The organism is Halopseudomonas sp., from assembly GCF_041579695.1.
Lineage (GTDB): Bacteria > Pseudomonadota > Gammaproteobacteria > Pseudomonadales > Pseudomonadaceae > Halopseudomonas.
This window is the reverse complement of sequence record NZ_JBFGFI010000062.1, coordinates 1-18,719: the sequence shown is the minus strand read 5'-3', so window position 1 is coordinate 18,719 and position 18,719 is coordinate 1. Positions and strand designations below refer to the sequence as shown.

Here is an 18,719-nt window from a genome sequence, read left to right as displayed (position 1 = left end):
TACCGCGGCGGCAGCTTCAGCCGGACCATTGCCCAGGCCACGCCCCAGGCCAACGGCTCCAACACTATGGTGGTGTTCAAGGACGAGTTTACTTTTTCTACCGCCCTGACCGACTACAACACCCAGACCAACCCCAACCTGATGTTCTATTTCACCCAGCGCGTACTCTCTCCATCACGTCTGGCCGGTGACGTACTGTTGGTGCACGAGTTCATCAACCAGCTGAAGGAACCCCGTCTGGCATGGATCTACAATGCCGGCCAGCGTCGCGTGCGCCGCGCCCCGCAGGTAGCTTATGACGGTCCAGCCTTCGGTTCTGACGGCACACGTACTTCCGACAACTATGACTTCTACAACGGCTCTCCCGACCGTTACAACTGGAAGCTCGTAGGCAAGCGCGAGATGCTGATTCCGTACAACAACTACAAGATCGGCTCACCGGATGTGAAGTACGACGAGATCATCCAGGCCGGTCATATCAACCAGGATCTGGTGCGTTACGAGAAGCACCGCGTATGGGAAGTCGAGGCCACGCTGAAGGAAGGCCAGCGCCACGTGTATGCCAAGCGCCATTTCTTCATCAACGAGGACAACTGGCAGGTCGCAGCGCTGGATCACTACGATGGCCGTGGCGGTCTGTGGCGGGTAGCTGAAGCCATTGCTCTGCAACGGTATGACGAGAAGATCCCCAGTTATGCGGTCGAAACACTGTACGACCTGCAGAACGGCCGCTATGTGGCACTGGGCATGACCAACGAAGAACGTGAGAACTACGACACTGACTTCGGGGCTTCTTCAGCCGACTACACACCCAACGCCCTGCGCGCTTCGGGTATTCGATAACGCAAAAAAACCGCCGCTCCGGCAATACCGGGCGGCGGTTTCTCTTGTGCAACAATCTCCTGCAATTTTACTTTCCCCTCAAATCTTCCTGATCAACCCCTGCTGATCAGCCCGTCTGCAGCATCACCGCCGCCTGCGCGCGGTTATCCACTTTCAGCTTGGCGAAGATACTTTTCATATGCGACTTGATAGTCTCGGGTGTTACGTTCAGATCCCGGGCAATCTGCTTATTCGACTTGCCCTCCGCCACCAGATTCATCACCTGCCGCTCCTTCACTGTCAAATCCAGCAAGGCGGTGTTACATGCGCTCACTGTACAGTCATCTGCCAGTTTCTCGCCCAACACGGCCTCGGCGCTGGCCCACCACTGGTCAGACACTTTCCCGTCCAACAAGCCATATAAATCAGTGACAGGTAGATCCTGCAGCACACTGACAGCACCGGTTTCACAGGTCACCTCAAGCACTTCGGCGAGCAACTGTTCGCCACGCTCACTGTTACCCTGCAGACAATGAAATACGCCCAGAGCCAGCGCTAATTCTGCGTATGTGATCTGCAGCTGCCTCGCGCGGAGTTCCAGAAGCAATGCTTCGGCTTCCTCCACCAGGCCGGCACGCTCTTCAAGGCCGTTCAGGGCCAGCCACAGGGAACCGAGCCGGGCATACACCAAGCGATCGAGACTTCCGTCTTCCGCTACTTCATCTGCGAGACCCAACAGATAGTGGCTGCAAGCAATGGCTTCGCGCGGCTTGCCGTCACGCAGGTTCAGCCAGGTTCGCTCGAGAAAAACCCGCGCCCGCAGACGTGACCAGTTGCGCTGGGCCGCCAACACATCAAGCTGCTCAAGTGTACGTCTGGCACGCGGTGCAAAGCCCTGCCGCCATTGCAGACGAGCGCTGGTGCAGTAGGCAGCAGCCATACAATCGAGAAAACCGCCCATGGCAATAAAGTCCATGCATTGAGCCAGATAGTATTCAGTAAGTTGCCAATCACCTCGCAGATAAGCCAATTGCGCCAGCAGCGCCTGGGGTAGCGCAAGCAAGGCTGGGTTCGGGCGATTCAGACTCAGCGCAAAAATCTTCTCGATCCGAGCAAGTAGACTGTGTAGACACTCAGTCGCAGGATCAATGCGGCCCTGCGACGACTCCGCGAGCGCCTGGATAGACTGGCGGTAGCAATCATGAAACAGCAGATTGAGTGCCTGACGATCATCCCGCAGATTAGGCGGCAAGGTATAAAAAACATCCCAACGACTGGCATGATAATGACTGCAACTCATCAGGTTGAGCAGTACATTTGTCACCCAGGGCCTGTGCTGCACTGCCTCGAAACAGGTAGCGGCAAGGGCACCGGAACGTTCATTGTGGTCTGCCAGACCTAGCAGCATGGCGCGCAGCGCCTGCATTTCCCAATGCAGCGGTGACGACGCATCAGATTTCCCATGTGCCAACTGACTTTGCGCCTCGGCAAGCAGACGCTCCGCCGCCTCAACCTCCAGCGCCAATCCCATGGCCCAGGCGCGCGCCATCGTAAGCTGGACTGGTGCATCGGTTTCCTGGAGATTCCAGCGCTTTTCCAGCATGACCAAGGTGGTGAAGTCCCCCTGTTCCAGAAGCTGCATTGCGCAACGATTGATCCAGCTTCGCACCTGATCTGTATGGCCGCTTTCGAGGCCCAGACGAATCGCATCAAGCCAGTACTCGTGCTCGGCAAACCAGCACGCCGCGCTCAGCAGCAAGTCACGCGCGGCCGCCTCGTCCTGTTCTATACAAACGTTCTTGAGGTAGCTGCGAAACAACGGATGCAAACTGAACCAGGTCTCGCTGTCGTCCAAAGCGCTGACAAACAGTTGTCGCTGCTGTAGAAGTGAGAGCATCTGCCGGGCGCGCGGCGCACCAAAAAGCGCAGTCAGCAAACCGACACTGAACTTATCGAACAAGCCCAGCTGATACAGATGTTCACGGCTGGAGCTTTCCAGTGATTGCATCAGTTCATCAAAGAGGATGCAGATACTGCGCGTAGCCAGCCTGGGTCGACCGCCCGGATTGATCTGCGGGGTAAGCAGGTACGCGCGCAAGGATGCGATCCAGCCATCAGAGCCTTGCTGGATGGCACTAAGCTCACTGGCCTGCTCCAGCTCCACACCAGCCTTGCGCAGCAGGTCACGGGTTTCATCCAAAGCGAAGCGCAGATGATAGCCATCGACCTCAAGCAGATCATCGGCATATACGTGTTCGAGCAGTGCATTGGGAAGTTCGCGGCGGCCGATAAATACGACATGCAGCAGATCAGGCGCACGCTGCAGGAAAAACCTCAGCGCACCCACCAGGACGGCGTCCCCTATGCGATGGAAATCGTCGATAAACAACACCACCGGACGGCCATAGCCGCTCAGCTCGTTGATCAGCAGGCTGGCCAGGGTCTCCATGGTAAAAAAAGTCAACTCGGCGCGCAGGCTGAGGCAGGCCCTGCCAATCTCTGGCGCAGCATGATTCAGTGCTGCAGCCAGGTAGAACAGAACGCGCTGGATCGATTCGTCTTCTTCGTCAAGTGACAACCAGGCTACGGTGTGGCCCTGGGATGCCAGACTGTCTGCCCATATTGTAGCCAGAGTAGTCTTGCCAAAGCCCGGTGGCGCCTTGAGCAGGGAAAGGCGCCGTTCAGCCACCTGCGTGGCCATGCATTCCAGCCGCGGTCTGGGCAGAATACCCCGCCCCAGACGCGGTGGTGTGAGCTTGGTGGAGAGCAGAAGAGGAATGTCGCTGCCTGACTCAATGGCTTCATTAGCCACCTTGCCGAGTGCTATTGGAACAATCGCACCGCCTTTCATGTTCATAAGGTCAGTCATCCTGATTCGCACGGACCGGGCATTACCGATCTCTTGTTATTTGCTGGGCAGCCGTTCTGAATCGAACTAATGGCCTGCTGGCAGCATAGCAGCGAACAGGCCCGAGAAAAGCGTCAGCGCTTCAATCGAGCCTATCATAAGGATCACTGATATTAGAGCAATTACTCTCCTTCGGTTTCCAAGTCCGCCGACGGCTCCTCCTCCATCCGCATTGCGTGCATGTATGTCTCATATTCTCGATGCAATATGTACAGGCGGATCTTTTCCACTTCTTCCGGGCTCAAACTACCGGCAAAGCTGGGCATACCCTGAGACTCAAGCAATCCTTCCAGCAAAATCGCCGGATAGGCCTTGCGCACCGGATCGGATGAATGACGCAGATCAGGCAGCACGCCGCCACCGATCACCCCGGTGCCATGGCAAACTGCGCAGTACTGGGCATACAGCACCTCGCCTTGTTTGATATCCGTCTTTGCAGCGACTACCGGCTCCGGCACCCGCTCGGTAACCGGCGGTTCGGACAGTTCTGGCAAAGCCGCCTGGCCTCCTGCCTTGAACACCAGCATGCGACTGACATTGCGGACGCCGGTCGCTACCGCCGCATCGCCGCCGAACAATGCCGCCGCCCCGCCCCACCCGGCCATCAGCGCCACGTATTGATCACCTTCATGCTTGAATGTCATCGGCGCGGCGATGATGCCGGTCTGCGCATCAAAATCCCACAGTGGCTCCCCCTTGTCAGCCGTGTATGCGACCAGTTTGCCGGCGGCCGTACCCTGAAAAACCAGATTGCCGGCGGTGGTCAGCGTGCCACCGTTCCAGTGGTTTTCATGCTCTACCCGCCAGGCGGCTTCCTGCTTTACCGGATCCCAGGCAACCAGTGCGCCGGAGGTATATTCTCGGGGCAGCTCGGTAATTTCCGAGGAGCCCGCACCGGTATTGAAAGCCTCCCGCTTGACGAAGCCCTTGCCTTCGTTGCTGTAGGTGCCGGGTATTTCCTGGTACGGAATGTAGACCAGGCCAGTCTGGGGGTTGAACGACATGGGATGCCAGTTGTGCGCGCCGAAGGGGCTTGGCCACATCACAATCATCTCTTTCTCGTAACGCGCGCCGGGTACCTCTACTGGCCGGCCGGTCGCCATGTCGATGCGCTCGGCCCAGGTGACCTTGCCGAACTTTTCCGCCGAGAGTAGCTCACCGGTGGCGCGGTCCAGAACATAGAAAAATCCGTTCTTTGGCGCCTGCATCAATACCTTGCGTGGCTTGCCATCAATTTCCAGGTTGGCCAGGGTAATCTGCTGAGTGGCGGTGAAATCCCAGGTGTCGCCAGGGTTCACCTGGTAATGCCAGACCAGCTTACCGGTTTCGGGGCGGACCGCCAGGATCGACGAAAGAAAGAGGTTATCGCCGCCGCCGGGACTGCGTATTTCGCGATTCCAGGGCGAGCCGTTGCCGGTCCCTACATACAGCAGGTCCAGCTCGGGATCGTAGGCCATGCTGTCCCATGCGGTGCCGCCGCCACCCAGTGACCAGTCAGTATCCTTGCTCCAGGTCTTGGCCGCCTCAAGCAGCTCGGGATGCTCTATTGGCTGCGATGGATCAGCGGGCACCGTGTAAAAACGCCAGCGCATTTCCCCAGTCTTTGCGTCGTAAGCCGAAAAATATCCGCGCACACCGAACTCTGCACCGCCATTGCCGATCATGATCATGCCCTTGACCACCCGTGGAGCGGCGGTGATCGTGTAGGGCTGGCTGTTGTCGGTGGTCTGCTGCGTCCAGACCTCGTTACCCGTCATGGCATCCAGCGCAATCAGCCTGCCGTCCAGTGTGCCAACGTATACCTTGCCATCGTGCAGGGCCACGCCACGGTTTACCGCATCGCAACAGGCGTGCCGGCCCTTGGCCTTGTCCACCTTGGGATCGAAGCTCCAGAGAATCTCGCCGGATGCGGCATCCACGGCCATCACCCTGCTCCAGGAAAGTGAAGTGTAGAGCACGCCATCGCTGTATAGCGGCGTAGCCTCAAGCCCGCGGTTGTTGTCCAGGTCGATCGACCACGCCAGACCCAGTTTGCCGACGGTTTCTTCGTTGAGATCAGTCAGCGGACTATGACGCTGTCCAGCCAGAGTACGGTCGTAGCTCAGCCACTCACCGCTTTCCATTGAGGGCGCATGGGTGAGGTTGTCGCGGTTTTCATCGGCGTGGCTTGCCGACCAGCCGAGCAAACCGACTGCGAATGCAGCAACACCCACCAGGGATGTGCCTGGATTTATTATTTTTGTCATGAGTATTTCTCTTTGGGTAGTTTCGTCTTCTCAGGCTCCGGCAAAGTCGCGGATACGCTGGGCTACTGATTCAGGCGCCTCCAGCGCCACCGAATGTCCGGCATCCGGAATAACGTACATGTCGCCGTGACCGCTTGCATCAACGATTTGTTGTGACAGCGCAACTGAATAGGCATGGTCCTGCTCACCGGCAAGCACCAGCAATGGAACCTCGAGCAGTGCGACTTCAGGCAACACACCCTGACGGTGAATAACGCCCCTGGCGGCTTCGCCTATGGAGGTATCCAGCGCGAGCATCTTGTTGCGCCAATGGGCGAGCAGCGGTTCTCTGCTTGTGTCGGCAAAAATGCGATCACCGAACATGATATGCATCAGCGTGTCTATGTGCTCCGCCGGCCCATTGCATGCCAGATCCTCGACCAGCGGCTCAAAGGCTGCCAGCTGGTGCTCCAGGTCAGCACTGCTGCCAATCACGATGCAACCGGCCACCAGGTGCGGATACCGCGTTGCCAACCTTAATGCAACAAAGCCGCCCATCGAATTGCCAGCCACGTAGCATGGCCCAAAACCCAGCGCCTCGATCAGCGCCGCGGCATCGCGCGTCAAACTATCCATATCCAGCTTGCCTTGCGTGCCGCTGGCGCCCTGGCCCCGATGGTCATACGCAACTATCTCGTGGGTGTCTTCCAGCAGACCGATCAGCGGATCAAACATGCTGTGGTCGAAAAATAGCGAATGACTGAGCAACAGGCGCGGACCGCCGGCCTTGCCGGTGCGCTGATAATGGATGGTCGTATCGTTGAGCTGAATGTCTGGCATCTCGTGGCTCCCGCTGCCCCACCGCAAAACCACGGTAGATAGCATCGATCCTATGGACACTGCTGCACCACTTTCACCCCCCTATTGGGGGATAGGTTGAACTAACCCGCAGGACGAATCTCATAAGGTGTCAGAGACAACATGAAATAAACGGTAATTCCAGGGCTGTACGTCATGTCTGTCGTGACCTTAATTGGAGAATTGATGGGCGTCATAGCGGAAGCAGATAAAATGCGCACGTTGTTGACCATAGATTCGTGCTCCGAATGTAAAGAGTTGATGCCTGAACTGGAGGCCTGCGGTTGGCAAATTGAATCCGGGACCGTTGGAGATGCAAACTGGGATGATGCCGACGTCGGCCTGGTGCGGCTGCAGAGCAGCGAGTCATCCTATCTGGACAAACTGAAGCGTCTGATTATAAACAGCGGAATCGACTGGATCGCCGTAGTGGTTCCTGACCTGCTGCACAGACCGAAGATTGCCGACTTCATCAGCGAATGGTTTTTTGACTACCATACCCTGCCTTTCGACCGCGACAGAGTGGAGGTCGCGCTAGGCAGAGCCTACGGGATGGCGCGCCTGCGCAGTCTCACCCATGGCCGCACTCAGCAGGTCGATCTTGATTTTCTGGGCAGCAGCCGACAGGCAACTGACCTACGCCGTCTCATATGCAAACTGGCGCCAGCCGAATCGCCCGTTCTCATTCGTGGTGAGAGCGGTACCGGCAAAGAGCTGGTCGCGCGTGCGCTGCACTGGAAGTCGCGCCGCACAGATGCACCCTTCGTAGCCATCAATTGCGGCGCAATACCCGAGCATCTGATGCAATCGGAAGTGTTCGGACACGAGAAAGGCGCTTTTACCGGTGCGCACCAGCGCAAGATCGGACGCATCGAATCGGCTGATGGCGGCACGCTGTTTCTGGACGAAATCGGCGATCTCCCGCTAGACCTTCAGGCCAACCTGCTCAGATTTTTGCAGGAAATGCAGATTGAGCGCGTCGGCGGCGACAAGCCCATCCCTGTTGATGTGAGGGTATTGGCCGCTACCCATGTCGACCTAGAAGAGGCCATCCGGCAGGGACAGTTCCGTGAGGACCTCTACTATCGGCTCAACGTGCTGGAAGTGCAGACGTCACCCTTGCGCGAGCGCAGGAGCGACATCACTGCGCTTGCCCGACATTTTGCCAGGATCTATGCCGGCGAGGTAGGTCGCAAGCCTCGATCCTTCAGCGAGGAAGCGCTGACGGCAATGAACCAGTATGACTGGCCCGGCAATGTCCGCGAACTGGCCAATCGCGTGAGACGCGGCATGGTGATGGCCGATGGGCGTCAGATCAAGCCTGCGGACCTCGGATTGGCAATGGCGACAAACGCGGTCGATAAGCAGCTTACCCTGCGCGAGCAGGTGATGATGGCTGAGAAGGTTGCGCTGGAGCAGGCCCTGGCAACGCATCCGCACAACATGAAGCTGGTTGCCAGGACACTGGCCATATCACGCCCTACCCTCTACCGCTTATTGCACAAGCATCAACTGATGACAGATGACAGATGACGCAACCAACAACTCCTGAGCCGCCGCCGTCTCAGAAATAGTAGGGCATTTTCAGGCTGAAACTGAAATCTGGTGCGTCAGGCGTAAGGCCCATGGAAAGGCTGGGTACAAAGGTCAGGGTATCGGTGGGTGCATAGGTCATGCCGAGATTGAAATAGGCTGCGTTGGCGTCACTGCCGTTGACCGTTTGCCAGCTGCCTCCATCAGGCCTGATTTCACTGCTGCGACTGATCAGTTCCGAGAAGGACATCGACAGGCTCATCCGCTCGTTGAGCGCAAACGCAATTCCCAGGCCAAACTGGAAATAGTCCCCCAGCTTCACATCACCCGGCTGGCGAACTCCTCGCTGCGGACTGATATCCGAGAAGCTTTCTTCAAAGTGATGGGTATAGGACATACTGCCAAACAAGACTGCCGGGTCCACTGATTTGACCAACGAGATACCGGGAGTAATAGACCAGACGCCATTACCTGTGGGCAGATCCTCTGGCACCGAAAGGTTATCGTTGCCAGGAACCGGATTGAGCTTGATTCCGTAGGGATCATCACCGGTCGGCGCCTTCACCCGCAGGCTCGCCACCGCATCTGGTCGCCCTGGAGCTTCGTCAAGAAACTTGTAGGAAATGCCCATGCTGATATCGCCGAGCCGCGGATCCCCGGTTACCGTCTCCTCACTGAATGCCGCAGTTGAACCGCCGGCACCTGCGGACTGATAGGTGGTTTCACGGTATATGAGCGGTACGTTGACGTCGAACTGCCAGCGACGCCGCCAGTTGTAACGACCTGTCAAATCGAAGGTGAAGGTATCGGCGTTGATTTCATCAATACCGAGATTGCCAAGAAAAATTGCGTCCAGTGCCAGAAAGCCATTGAGAAACAACTGCCGCGTATCGTAATGGGTATAGGTAATAGCCGGCTCAATGCTAAACCTGCCATCACCGAAAAAACCGGTTGCCTCTTCGTATAAAGCGTCGACGCTGGGCACCGACTCGGAACTGCTCTGCAGATCCTTGCCATACCCGGTATCGGAGCGGGTGCTGGCGACTTCCTGTCGCTCACGCCGGGCGGGCGCCGGCGCGCGTTGCGCTGGAGCACCCGCACTCTGGGGCTTGCTCTGACCTTCAAGCTGCCTGAGTCGCTGCTCAAGGATCATCAAGGCATTCTGCTGCGCTTCGTAACGCTGGGTCAGCGCCTCTAACTCAGCCCGCAATTCTTGTGAATCACTCTGCGCCATTGCTGGAGAAACCGACGCAGCCAGGAGTAGCAAAGCAAAACCACCTTTTTTTTGCATACTTGATTTCCTTGTGACAAATCATTCATGGTTTCAGTACCCAACAGGACTCAGTACGCGCATCTGTTCCCAGGTACAATTGGCCAGATCCATCTGCAGCGGTCTATCACGCAAACCCACATTCAGGGCCGTCATGTTGCGTACGATATTCGCATTGCCATTGATGCTGGTCTGTTGAGCTATTCCGTTACCCCCAATTTGCTGCTGCGCGGTACCCTGACCTGCCGCCTGCAAGGCGATTTGCAGACCACCAGCATGATTGCTTATGACAACATCACCGGCGTCGTTCGAAAAAGCTTCAGTGCCGCTCCAAGACTGGCCCACCGGCTGGGGTAATGAACTGTCGCCGCGTGTCACGTTGATGCTCAGATCATTTCGTCCATCGTTGTAGTCGCCAGCACTGCGCACGCTCTGAACGATGCCATCCACATTATTCAGACCCGCCCCACCAATGACATGGCCGCCACCAGGATTGACCGTACCGCCATTACCACTCTGATCGGTAAAGCTGACGTGCAAACTGGGCTGTGCTGCCCCATCCACACGCAAGGACACCATTGCACCTACTGCCTGCCCGGCACTGTTCTGCCATATGGTGTTCATCGTCACGCCAAAATGAATTATCCGATCGGGCAGTACGTAACGACCACGTAACTGCGACAGTTCCCTATCATTGAGTTCCACGGGTTGGAAAAGGTTCCCTGCGTTTACCGAAGTACTTAGACTGACCAAGCTTGCGATCAGCAAATGTCTGGTATTCATGACTGACTCCCGGAGCCTTCAGCTCCAAAGATTGTGCGCTAGAAAAAGTCGCTCTGGATAAACCCGAACTCCATTAATTCTGCGTCCTTGACCGGTTGAAAACGGTCCAATCGATGCCGCGCGGTCAGAGGTTCCGGCGGTGTCAAAAGCACATTTTCACGGTCATAGCCTGGACCGATAATCGCAAAAATGATTCCATTCCATCCGTTGCTGAACTCCTCCCTGGTCACCTTCTTGTGACCCAGCACCGGATCGCCAAGATAGACCCAGTCCTCGCTGCTGCGTTGCATGACGACGAAGTGCTTGTAGCCACGGATATCCACCAGCACGATCGTGGGTACCTTTATATTCTCAAGCTGCTCGGCAGGTATCCGGTAACCTCGCGCGCGCAGGCCGATGGTTTCGGCGTAGCGTTTCATGTCGAGCATCGAGAAGCCCTTGGTGCGCACCTGCTCGTGGTCGGCTTCTGCCAACATTCCGTGGATGACCTCGGCTTCAGACAACTCCCAGCCATAGGCTTCGTTGAGTACAGTGGCCATCGCCGCCGCACCACAACTGAAATCGGTTTCCTGCTCTACCAAGTTGACAAAACGGCGTTCTCGTATGCTGGTCACCTCCTTGAAGGCCACGCCACCATTGGGCAGCACGGCAAAGGGTTTTGCCTGGGCCACCACCTGCGGTGAAAGCAGGTGACTTCCCAAGGTGATCGATGCCAGAAAGAAAAGAATGCGTTTCATGGGAAAACCCTGAAGGTAAAACAGGGTCCGGGCGGACCCGAACCCTGTTCGGTTTGTGGCACACGGTTTTACTATTCACCAGGAACAGTTGGAGGAGCAGTTGGCACACACGCATTACAACCGGCCGCGATAGCCAGAGAATTGCTTTGCTGGTTACCCGCACCTGCTGCGATGTTGACGCCCACATTACCCGATGCACCGCCAAGCGAGTTGGTCAACGAGGCGTTGTTGACTGCCGGGTCGGCAAAGCCAACCAGAATCGGAATGGAACCACTGACAGTGCCCTCCAGATCAAGTGTGCCGGCCTCATTAAAGGCGAGTGCGCCACCGTCATCGTTCAGGTCAGAACCGCCCTGGGTAGCAGTATCCAGATCGAAATGGCCGGCTGGAGAGCCACTGGGATGCGATGCGCCTGTCCAGATATCTGGATAGACATCGCCGATCTGGTCTGATTGACCATCATAGGTACCACCGCCGTTGAGGGTCAGGGAGACCTGCTGCGAACCATACTCAAGGGTTGCGTAGTTGTTAGTCAGGTTGTTCTGCGAGGTCTGACTTACAGTTACGCTGGCGCCAGCATTAATTGCGTTTTCAGAATTGGCAACTGCCATATCGTTTTTCTGCTGGTTATAGTCGCCTGCAGCGATGTTCATGCCAATATTACCCGAGGCTCCACCAGCAGAATCAACGAGACTAGCGTTGTTAGGCGTGCTGTAGTTGGTAACAGTATTGTCCTGGGAAAGCTGGCTCACCTGGATGCTTGCATTAGCATTGGCTGCTACCGGCACACCAAAGACAAAAAACGCGTCCGCAGTCGAGACTGCAGCCGCATTCGCCTGCTGGTTATTGTTACCAGCCGCGACGTTTATCCCGACGTTACCCGAAGCCGAGTCAAGAGATCCCTCGACAACAGCATCGTTATCGGTAGCCTGATTCAGGATGTCGTTGTTGGTGCTTACCTGTGTGTCATCGATAGTTGCGGAAGAACCATCGAACCCTTGAGCGTAGGCGCCAGCGGAAAGCGTGGTCGCAATTGCGAGGGCCAGAGGAGTCAGTAATCTTTTAGTTTTCATGATAGAACCTCATTCGTTTTTTTGCGTTTAAACACATGGTTTGGGTCAGTCCATGATCCGGATACCGACGCTGTTCACCGTACGATTGCCAACGCCGGCACTCTGGTTCAGCTGCACCACACCCGTACTGCCGGAAAACGCCTGGTCATCAATTTCGACCTGCCGATCTCCGCTTTGCGGTACTACCGCCCCCGAGTTCGTGGACAACGGTGCGGCGCTCTGCGCCAGTCCACTGTCGTCCAGGCTTTCCGGCATCGAACCGATCTCGATCCGAAAAGCGTTGATATGCTGGTTTCCGGCGCCCGCGCTCTGGTTGATACCGAGCACACCCGCACCGTGACTGAATGAATTACCCTGAATATTGGCTGTGGCATTCATCGTTGCTGCATCAGGTGCCAGCTGATCCCGACTCTGCGTGACATTGATACGGGCTGCTGGCATATCGCCAACTGAAATCACCCTGACGTTGGATTGCTGCTGCCCTGATCCTGCAGCCTGGTTGATCATTACCACGCCCTGATAGCCAGTGCCGCTTGCCTGGATATCCGCCTTGGCGGCTTTTTCCGCCAGTGCTGCCGCCGACATCAGAAGTAGGGAGATAGCCAGGCCGACCCATGCGAGTGATGTTTTCATGTGATTACCTCTTAAGGATCTGAAGTGGCTGCAAACCTTGCTGTACGCTGCGATTGACCTGACCGTTGATGTTACTCAGAGCGCCGGTTCCGCTATGTCCAACCGGATTGTGGCCCGCAGTCCCGCCGTGACGAGTTACATCGGATGCGCTTTGCTGAACGCGAGGCATCTGGTTTTCTATCTGCTGAGGCAAGCGTGAGCCGCTGTTGACTGCGGCAAATTCGCTGTCGTTGAGTTCGCCGATTCGAAAACCCTGCAAACCCCTTTCGATCACAGTGTTAGGCTTGGGATTGACCAGCTGCGGGTTCGGATCAGGCACCAGTTCCTTGCGGGTAGCATGTCGCGGCTGCACTTCCCTGCCGATGATGATGTCACCATTGGCAGCAATGACCGGGGATGCCACCAAGGCGCCTGCAAGGAGAAAAATTGCGGCGAGCAGATAGGCGACTACAAGAACTATTTTTTGCTGGTACATGCTTTCCTCCCCTGCCAAGTGATGGATGCCGATGACGGTGTCGATATCCTTTGCAAGAGAAGTAGCAGGTTCTATGCCAGACAGCGGAGAGCCAGGAAGCACGGCACATCAGGCCGCATATGCGATTCCACAGACCAGCATATGTAACAGCCTTGAAACACCCTGAAATACTCAAAGACAAGGAAAAGCGCTTTCTAGAGCCATAGGAGGGATTCATTGCGATGTATCACATTTGATACATGCTTATTTCATTGGCCATGCGAACCGGTATCAGGAGGTAATCTGTATGCATTGTGAGACATGATGCCTCAAAACCAGTCGTTCGGTTTTTCCACAGCAGACAGCAAAAAGCCCCTGAAAAGGGGCTTTGAGAGAGGAGCGAATAAGCTGCAGATGGTACTAGCGCAAAGCTGGCGTCAGCCGCACTTGCTCTCACCACAGTTGAGGCAGGTCATGCAGCCATCCATCTGCACCGCCGCCTGGGTGTGGCACTTGGCACACATCTGCGCGCCGGGCGGATAGGATTCGGTGCTGTCGTCACAATCGGATTCAACCTGCCCCTGGGGCTTGAGGCTGACAAACTCAGCGCGTTTTTGTTCGAGGTAGGCGCGTTGATGCTCATCCATCTCATTGGTCATCATGCCGATGCGGGTCAGGTGCTGCTCAAGCACATCGCCGATCTCGGCCACCAGTGACGGCATCCAGCGACCACCGCGTTTCATGTAGCCACCCTTGGGGTCGAACACACTGCGCAGCTCTTCGACCAGGAAGGTGCAATCACCGCCCTTGCGGAAAACGGCAGAGATAATCAGCGTCAGGGCCGAGATCCACTGGTAGTGCTCCATGTTCTTGGAGTTGATGAAGATCTCGAAAGGTCGACGAATCTCGTGGTCGCTGCCGTGATTGAGAATCACATCATTGATGGTGACGTAGATCGCGTGTTCGGAGGTCGGTGTCTTGATCTTGTAGGTCGAGCCTTCGAGGAACTCGGGGCGCTTGAGTTTCTCGTGCATCTCTTCCAGTTGCTCGGCCGGTGCGCTGACCGCTTCCAGCTGTGCAGCCGGCTCATCGGGTTTGACTACCGCGTAGTCGACAATCTTGCTGCTGATCTTCAGTGCCATGTCTGTCTTCCTCACCCGGCCGCAGCCAGGCTCTGTACTGTTCATGTGCTGGCGGCTCTGCAACAGAGCCGCCGGTGTATCAGAACTTGCCGTAATAACCTTCTTTCAGCGCATCATAGAGGTTGGCTGCGCTGTGCATCTCACCGTCGTACTCGATCTCGTCACCGCCCTTGGCTTCCACAAAACTGCCGTCTTCGAGCTTGAAGCGGTAAGTGGTGTTGGCCAGATCCTGTTCCTTGACCAGCACGCCCTGGAAGGCTTCGGGATTGAAGCGGAAGGTGGTGCAGCCCTTGAGACCTTTCTCGAACGCGTAGCGGTAGATATCCTTGAAATCTTCATAGGGATAATCAGTAGGTACGTTGGCGGTCTTGGAGATGGACGAATCAATCCACTTCTGCGCGGCGGCCTGCACATCCACGTGTTCGGTCGGCTTGACGTCATCGGCGGCGATGAAATAATCCGGCAGGTTGCGAGTGCTCGCCTCCATGCTCGGCAAAGCCTCGGCATTGATGAAGTGCCGGTAGGCCAGAAGCTCGAAGCTGAACACGTCGACCTTTTCCTTGGACTTCTTGTTCGCGCGGATCACGTTACGGAAATAGTGATGGGCGAAGCTCGGCTCGATACCGTTGGACGCGTTGTTAGCCAGGGACAGGGAAATGGTACCTGTAGGGGCAATAGAGCTGTGGTGGGTGAAGCGCCCGCCCTTCTCGCTCAATGCGGCGACCAGCTCGGCATCTTCACCGGCTACCTGCTGCATGTAGCGGCTGTATTTGGCCCACAGGATCTTGCCCTTGAGCGTGTCGCCGGCCTTGATGCCGTCGGCGCGCATTTCCGGGCGCTTTACCAGCATGGCCTCGGTGACGGTGAAGTCCTCATCCATGATGGGGGCTGCGCCCTTCTCTTCGCTCAGCTGTAGCGCAGTGCGCCAGCCCTGCACAGCCATCTCCTTGGAGACCTGCTCGGTGAAGTCCAGCGACTTCTGCTCGCCATACTTCATACACAACATGGTCATGGTCGAACCCAGACCGAGGAAGCCCATGCCGTGACGACGCTTGCGGTAGATCTCTGCGCGCTGCTCTTCCAGCGGCAGACCGTTGATCTCCACCACGTTGTCGAGCATGCGGGTAAAGACGTCTACTACCTTACGATACTCTTCCCAGTCAAACCGCGCCTTTTCGGTGAAGGGATCGCGCACGAACAGAGTCAGATTGATCGAGCCCAACAGGCAGGCGCCATGGGGCGGCAACGGCTGCTCGCCACAGGGATTGGTGGCGCGAATTTCCTCACAGAACCAGTTGTTGTTCATCTGGTTCACGCGGTCGATCAGGATGAAGCCCGGCTCGGCGAAGTCGTAGGTCGAGGTCATGATCATGTCCCAGATCCGACGGGCCTTGAGCACTTTGGAAACCCGGCAGGCCACGCGGCCGTCTTCGCGGGTCAGGTAGCGCTGGGTCGCGGGCAGTTCGCGCCAGATCACCTGGTCCTCATTATCCAGATCCAGACCATCGGCATCGATTTCGGCCTGGGTCAGCGGGAAAGACAGCTTCCAGTCGGCATCAGCAGCCACGGCCTGCATGAAATCCTCGGTAATCAGCAGCGACAGGTTGAACTGACGCAGCCGGCCACCTTCCCGCTTGGCACGGATGAAGTCCATCACATCGGGGTGACCAACATCGAAGGTGGCCATCTGCGCACCGCGACGCCCACCGGCGGAGGAAACGGTGAAGCACATCTTGTCATAGATATCCATGAACGACAGCGGACCGGAGGTATAGGCGCCAGCACCGGAGACATAGGCCCCCTTGGGGCGCAGCGTGGAGAATTCATAGCCGATACCGCAACCGGCCTTGAGGGTCAGGCCCGCTTCATGCAACTTGGACAGAATATCGTCCATGGAATCGCCGATGGTAGCCGAGACAGTGCAGTTGATGGTCGAGGTAGCAGGCTTGTGCTCCAGGGCACCGGCATTGGACGTAATACGTCCGGCCGGAATGGCACCGTGACGCAAAGCCCAGAGGAACTCCTCGTACCAGTGATCACGCACGGAAGGCTCTTCCACATCGGCGATAGCCCGGGCAACGCGCTGGTAGGTCTCATCGACGGTCGCGTCGATCGCTACCCCATCCTTGGTTTTCAACCGGTACTTGGTATCCCAGATATCCTCGGAGGCAGGTTGCATCGGGATGTCGGTGACCGTGTTGTGCAGGCGCTGCACCTTGGCTGTCTGGTTCATTATTTTCTCCTGAAACGCTCGGCTACACCCCGCAAAACCACGCTTTCAGCGCGAATTGGCGCCTGGGGGTTTCCGGGAAAGAAACACTACTTGTTGTGCATAGCGAGCAATGCTAGACCCAGATATGGTAAAGATCAATATCTTCGGCCCTACAAAAAAGCGCTTTTTATACTTGACTTGAGCAGAGCCAGAAAGGTCGCGGCCGGGGAGCGCCGACCTGACCGGCCGGCGCGGAGGCTGGATAAATATCAGGCCGGATTGCCGTCTATCGGAAAGAAACAGCCGTGGCTCCATACCCCCAGGCAGGTAGCACCCTTGTGTTCGCGCTCGACTGCCAGCTCGACCAGTTGATAGAAGACATTGCGTCCTATCAAGGCTTCGAGATTCGCACGAACCAGCACATAGGGTGACGGCTCCTGAGTGCGCGGATCCAGCTCGACCCGGATCGGATGATCGGGACCTGCTTCGACCGTATCTTCCAGATTGGTAGTGAAGGTCAGCTTCTGATCCTGGCCCTCACCTTCTACCTGTAGCTGGGTAGCCACAAAAGGTGCGTCGTCCACCTGAATCGCCCAGCGTTCGACGGGTGTCACGAGATAATATCGACCATCGTCGTCACGGCGCAGAATGCTGGCGAACAGTTGCGCCAGCGCCTTGCGGTTGATCGGGTCGCCTTCGTGGTACCAGGTGCCGTCGCGGACAATCTGCATATCCATCTCTCCGCTCACTGGCGGATCCCATTGGTCCACCGGTGCAGGATCAGGACGCCCCGGGGTAGAGACGCCAGGTATGCTTGCAAGCAGGGACTGGTGCGGTGGTTCACGTCGGGTCATGATTAGTACCTCTCTTTACGGCCAAGCCTGTCTGACGATCTCAGCGGCCGAGCAGTTGCCGGGTGTAGTCCTCCAGGGGCGGGCGCAGCAGGTCCTCGGGCTCGGATTGATAAAATTGCAGAAAACCGCCGCGGGTATTGATCACGGCATGATCGACCAGCCGCCGCGTCGCGGTTTCCATCAGAATCAGGTGCAGGGTCGCACGGTCGATGCCCACATCTCCAAGCCGCCGCGACTCGTCCCAGTGCTCGCGATCACCAATCTGGTCATCGGCGCTGGCAAAGCGGGTGTAGAGCAGATAGTCCATGCCGTGAACGTAGGCCTGATCCAGCGCCTGCTCGAGGCCCACGGGCCGCTCCGCACGCCGCAGCAGAGGGAAGACCTCGACTGCGGCCGCAAAAGCTTCTTCGGCGACCACATTCGGACGAGCATAGGGATGACCCACCGGCAGAAAATGACCCTGTGCAATGAACAGGCTGGAATCCGGCTGCAGGCTCCAGTTGGCCTGACGTTTAATGCTGTAGTGATCCATTAGCCCGACATCGCCCAGGTAATACCGGGAGGTCTTCTGCATGTCCGAGGGTTTCACGCAGCCGGCCAGCGCAACCAGGGCGGAGAGTAGCAAGGCAAGTCCTGTCCAACGCATCACGATATCCTCGAAAGTTGCCTAGAGCCCGCGCATCCAGTCCGGCCGCAGGCGGGCACGTTCGGGACGCTCGATCGCGTTCTGCACCTGCTCCAGCAGGCGCTCCTTATCGGCACCCAATATACCCTTGAGCACCAGCGCGTTCGATGCATGGTCGCTGCGAAACACGGTGTTTTTCAACTCCAGCGTTTCGATAAACTGTTTCAGTTCAAGAAATAGACTCTGCTGATCGAGCGCTTCGAAATCGGGAAAGCGCTCGCGATACCTCTCCATGCCCTGGGGAAAACTCACCACCAGCGTCGAGACGAATTCAGGCTGGGTAGCATTCATCAGTCTGGCAGAGCTCAGCGCATGCTGCTCGCTCAGGCTCTTGCCTCCCAGGCCATTGAGGATCATCACGGAGCGTTGCATGCCCGCGTCCCCAGCCTTGGTCAGGGCCTGTTCAGTGGATTCGAAGGTCTCCCCCTTGTTCACCCGCTCAAGCACCTCATCGTCGCCCGATTCCGCTCCCACATAAAGCATCGCCAGCCCCGCCTCGCGTAACTCCCTGAGTTCCTCGACGGATTTGC

General features: G+C 57.1%; 16 protein-coding genes. 2 read left to right on the top strand and 14 right to left on the bottom strand.

What is annotated here, in order from left to right:
* A partial coding sequence (locus ABYA88_RS11770; RefSeq protein ID WP_373187487.1) for a DUF1329 domain-containing protein occupies nucleotides 1–843 on the top strand: 843 nt, incomplete at its 5' end.
* A 106-nt stretch (nucleotides 844–949) separates the two neighbouring features.
* Here the strand turns inward: ABYA88_RS11770 and ABYA88_RS11765 are convergent.
* The 3 genes from ABYA88_RS11765 to ABYA88_RS11755 all read right to left on the bottom strand — a co-directional run bounded on the left by ABYA88_RS11765 (nucleotide 950) and on the right by ABYA88_RS11755 (nucleotide 6,795).
* Nucleotides 950–3,679: a LuxR C-terminal-related transcriptional regulator gene (locus tag ABYA88_RS11765; RefSeq protein WP_373187486.1), complete on the bottom strand. Its 2,730-nt coding sequence runs from the start codon at nucleotides 3,677–3,679 to the stop codon at nucleotides 950–952.
* Between the two features lie 173 nt (nucleotides 3,680–3,852).
* Nucleotides 3,853–5,976, bottom strand: a complete 2,124-nt coding sequence (locus tag ABYA88_RS11760) for a PQQ-dependent dehydrogenase, methanol/ethanol family (RefSeq protein WP_373187484.1) — start codon at nucleotides 5,974–5,976, stop codon at nucleotides 3,853–3,855.
* A 30-nt stretch (nucleotides 5,977–6,006) separates the two neighbouring features.
* Nucleotides 6,007–6,795 carry an alpha/beta fold hydrolase gene (locus ABYA88_RS11755; RefSeq protein WP_373187482.1) on the bottom strand — a complete coding sequence of 263 codons (789 nt, stop codon included), beginning with the start codon at nucleotides 6,793–6,795 and terminating at the stop codon, nucleotides 6,007–6,009.
* 213 nt (nucleotides 6,796–7,008) lie between these two features.
* Between ABYA88_RS11755 and ABYA88_RS11750 the strand changes: the two genes are divergently transcribed.
* On the top strand, nucleotides 7,009–8,346 hold the full coding sequence (locus ABYA88_RS11750; RefSeq protein ID WP_373187489.1) for a sigma 54-interacting transcriptional regulator: 1,338 nt from the start codon (nucleotides 7,009–7,011) through the stop codon (nucleotides 8,344–8,346).
* A 31-nt stretch (nucleotides 8,347–8,377) separates the two neighbouring features.
* Here ABYA88_RS11750 and ABYA88_RS11745 read toward each other — a convergent pair whose 3' ends face one another.
* The 11 genes from ABYA88_RS11745 to ABYA88_RS11695 form a co-directional block, all read right to left on the bottom strand.
* Nucleotides 8,378–9,637 carry a hypothetical protein gene (locus ABYA88_RS11745; protein WP_373187481.1) on the bottom strand — a complete coding sequence of 420 codons (1,260 nt, stop codon included), beginning with the start codon at nucleotides 9,635–9,637 and terminating at the stop codon, nucleotides 8,378–8,380.
* Nucleotides 9,638–9,670: 33 nt separating this feature from the next.
* Nucleotides 9,671–10,399 (bottom strand): hypothetical protein, encoded by a 729-nt coding sequence (locus ABYA88_RS11740; protein WP_373187479.1) that lies wholly within the window; start codon nucleotides 10,397–10,399, stop codon nucleotides 9,671–9,673.
* 38 nt (nucleotides 10,400–10,437) lie between these two features.
* Nucleotides 10,438–11,136 (bottom strand): C39 family peptidase, encoded by a 699-nt coding sequence (locus ABYA88_RS11735; RefSeq protein ID WP_373187478.1) that lies wholly within the window; start codon nucleotides 11,134–11,136, stop codon nucleotides 10,438–10,440.
* A gap of 71 nt (nucleotides 11,137–11,207) precedes the next feature.
* Nucleotides 11,208–12,209, bottom strand: coding sequence for a hypothetical protein (locus ABYA88_RS11730; RefSeq protein ID WP_373187476.1), 1,002 nt, complete (start codon nucleotides 12,207–12,209; stop codon nucleotides 11,208–11,210).
* A gap of 45 nt (nucleotides 12,210–12,254) precedes the next feature.
* Nucleotides 12,255–12,842 carry an adhesin gene (locus ABYA88_RS11725; protein WP_373187474.1) on the bottom strand — a complete coding sequence of 196 codons (588 nt, stop codon included), beginning with the start codon at nucleotides 12,840–12,842 and terminating at the stop codon, nucleotides 12,255–12,257.
* Nucleotides 12,843–12,846: 4 nt separating this feature from the next.
* On the bottom strand, nucleotides 12,847–13,317 hold the full coding sequence (locus ABYA88_RS11720; protein ID WP_373187472.1) for a hypothetical protein: 471 nt from the start codon (nucleotides 13,315–13,317) through the stop codon (nucleotides 12,847–12,849).
* 416 nt (nucleotides 13,318–13,733) lie between these two features.
* Nucleotides 13,734–14,438: an NrdJb gene (locus ABYA88_RS11715; RefSeq protein WP_373187471.1), complete on the bottom strand. Its 705-nt coding sequence runs from the start codon at nucleotides 14,436–14,438 to the stop codon at nucleotides 13,734–13,736.
* A gap of 79 nt (nucleotides 14,439–14,517) precedes the next feature.
* Complete coding sequence (locus ABYA88_RS11710) at nucleotides 14,518–16,671, bottom strand: adenosylcobalamin-dependent ribonucleoside-diphosphate reductase (protein ID WP_373187469.1); 2,154 nt, start codon at nucleotides 16,669–16,671, stop codon at nucleotides 14,518–14,520.
* 248 nt (nucleotides 16,672–16,919) lie between these two features.
* Nucleotides 16,920–17,504, bottom strand: a complete 585-nt coding sequence (locus ABYA88_RS11705; protein ID WP_373187468.1) for a DUF1285 domain-containing protein — start codon at nucleotides 17,502–17,504, stop codon at nucleotides 16,920–16,922.
* A 40-nt stretch (nucleotides 17,505–17,544) separates the two neighbouring features.
* Nucleotides 17,545–18,150, bottom strand: a complete 606-nt coding sequence (locus tag ABYA88_RS11700) for a DUF4823 domain-containing protein (RefSeq protein ID WP_373187467.1) — start codon at nucleotides 18,148–18,150, stop codon at nucleotides 17,545–17,547.
* Between the two features lie 21 nt (nucleotides 18,151–18,171).
* Nucleotides 18,172–18,719, bottom strand: a 548-nt coding sequence (locus ABYA88_RS11695) for a radical SAM protein (protein ID WP_373187466.1), incomplete at its 5' end; no start/stop codon positions are given.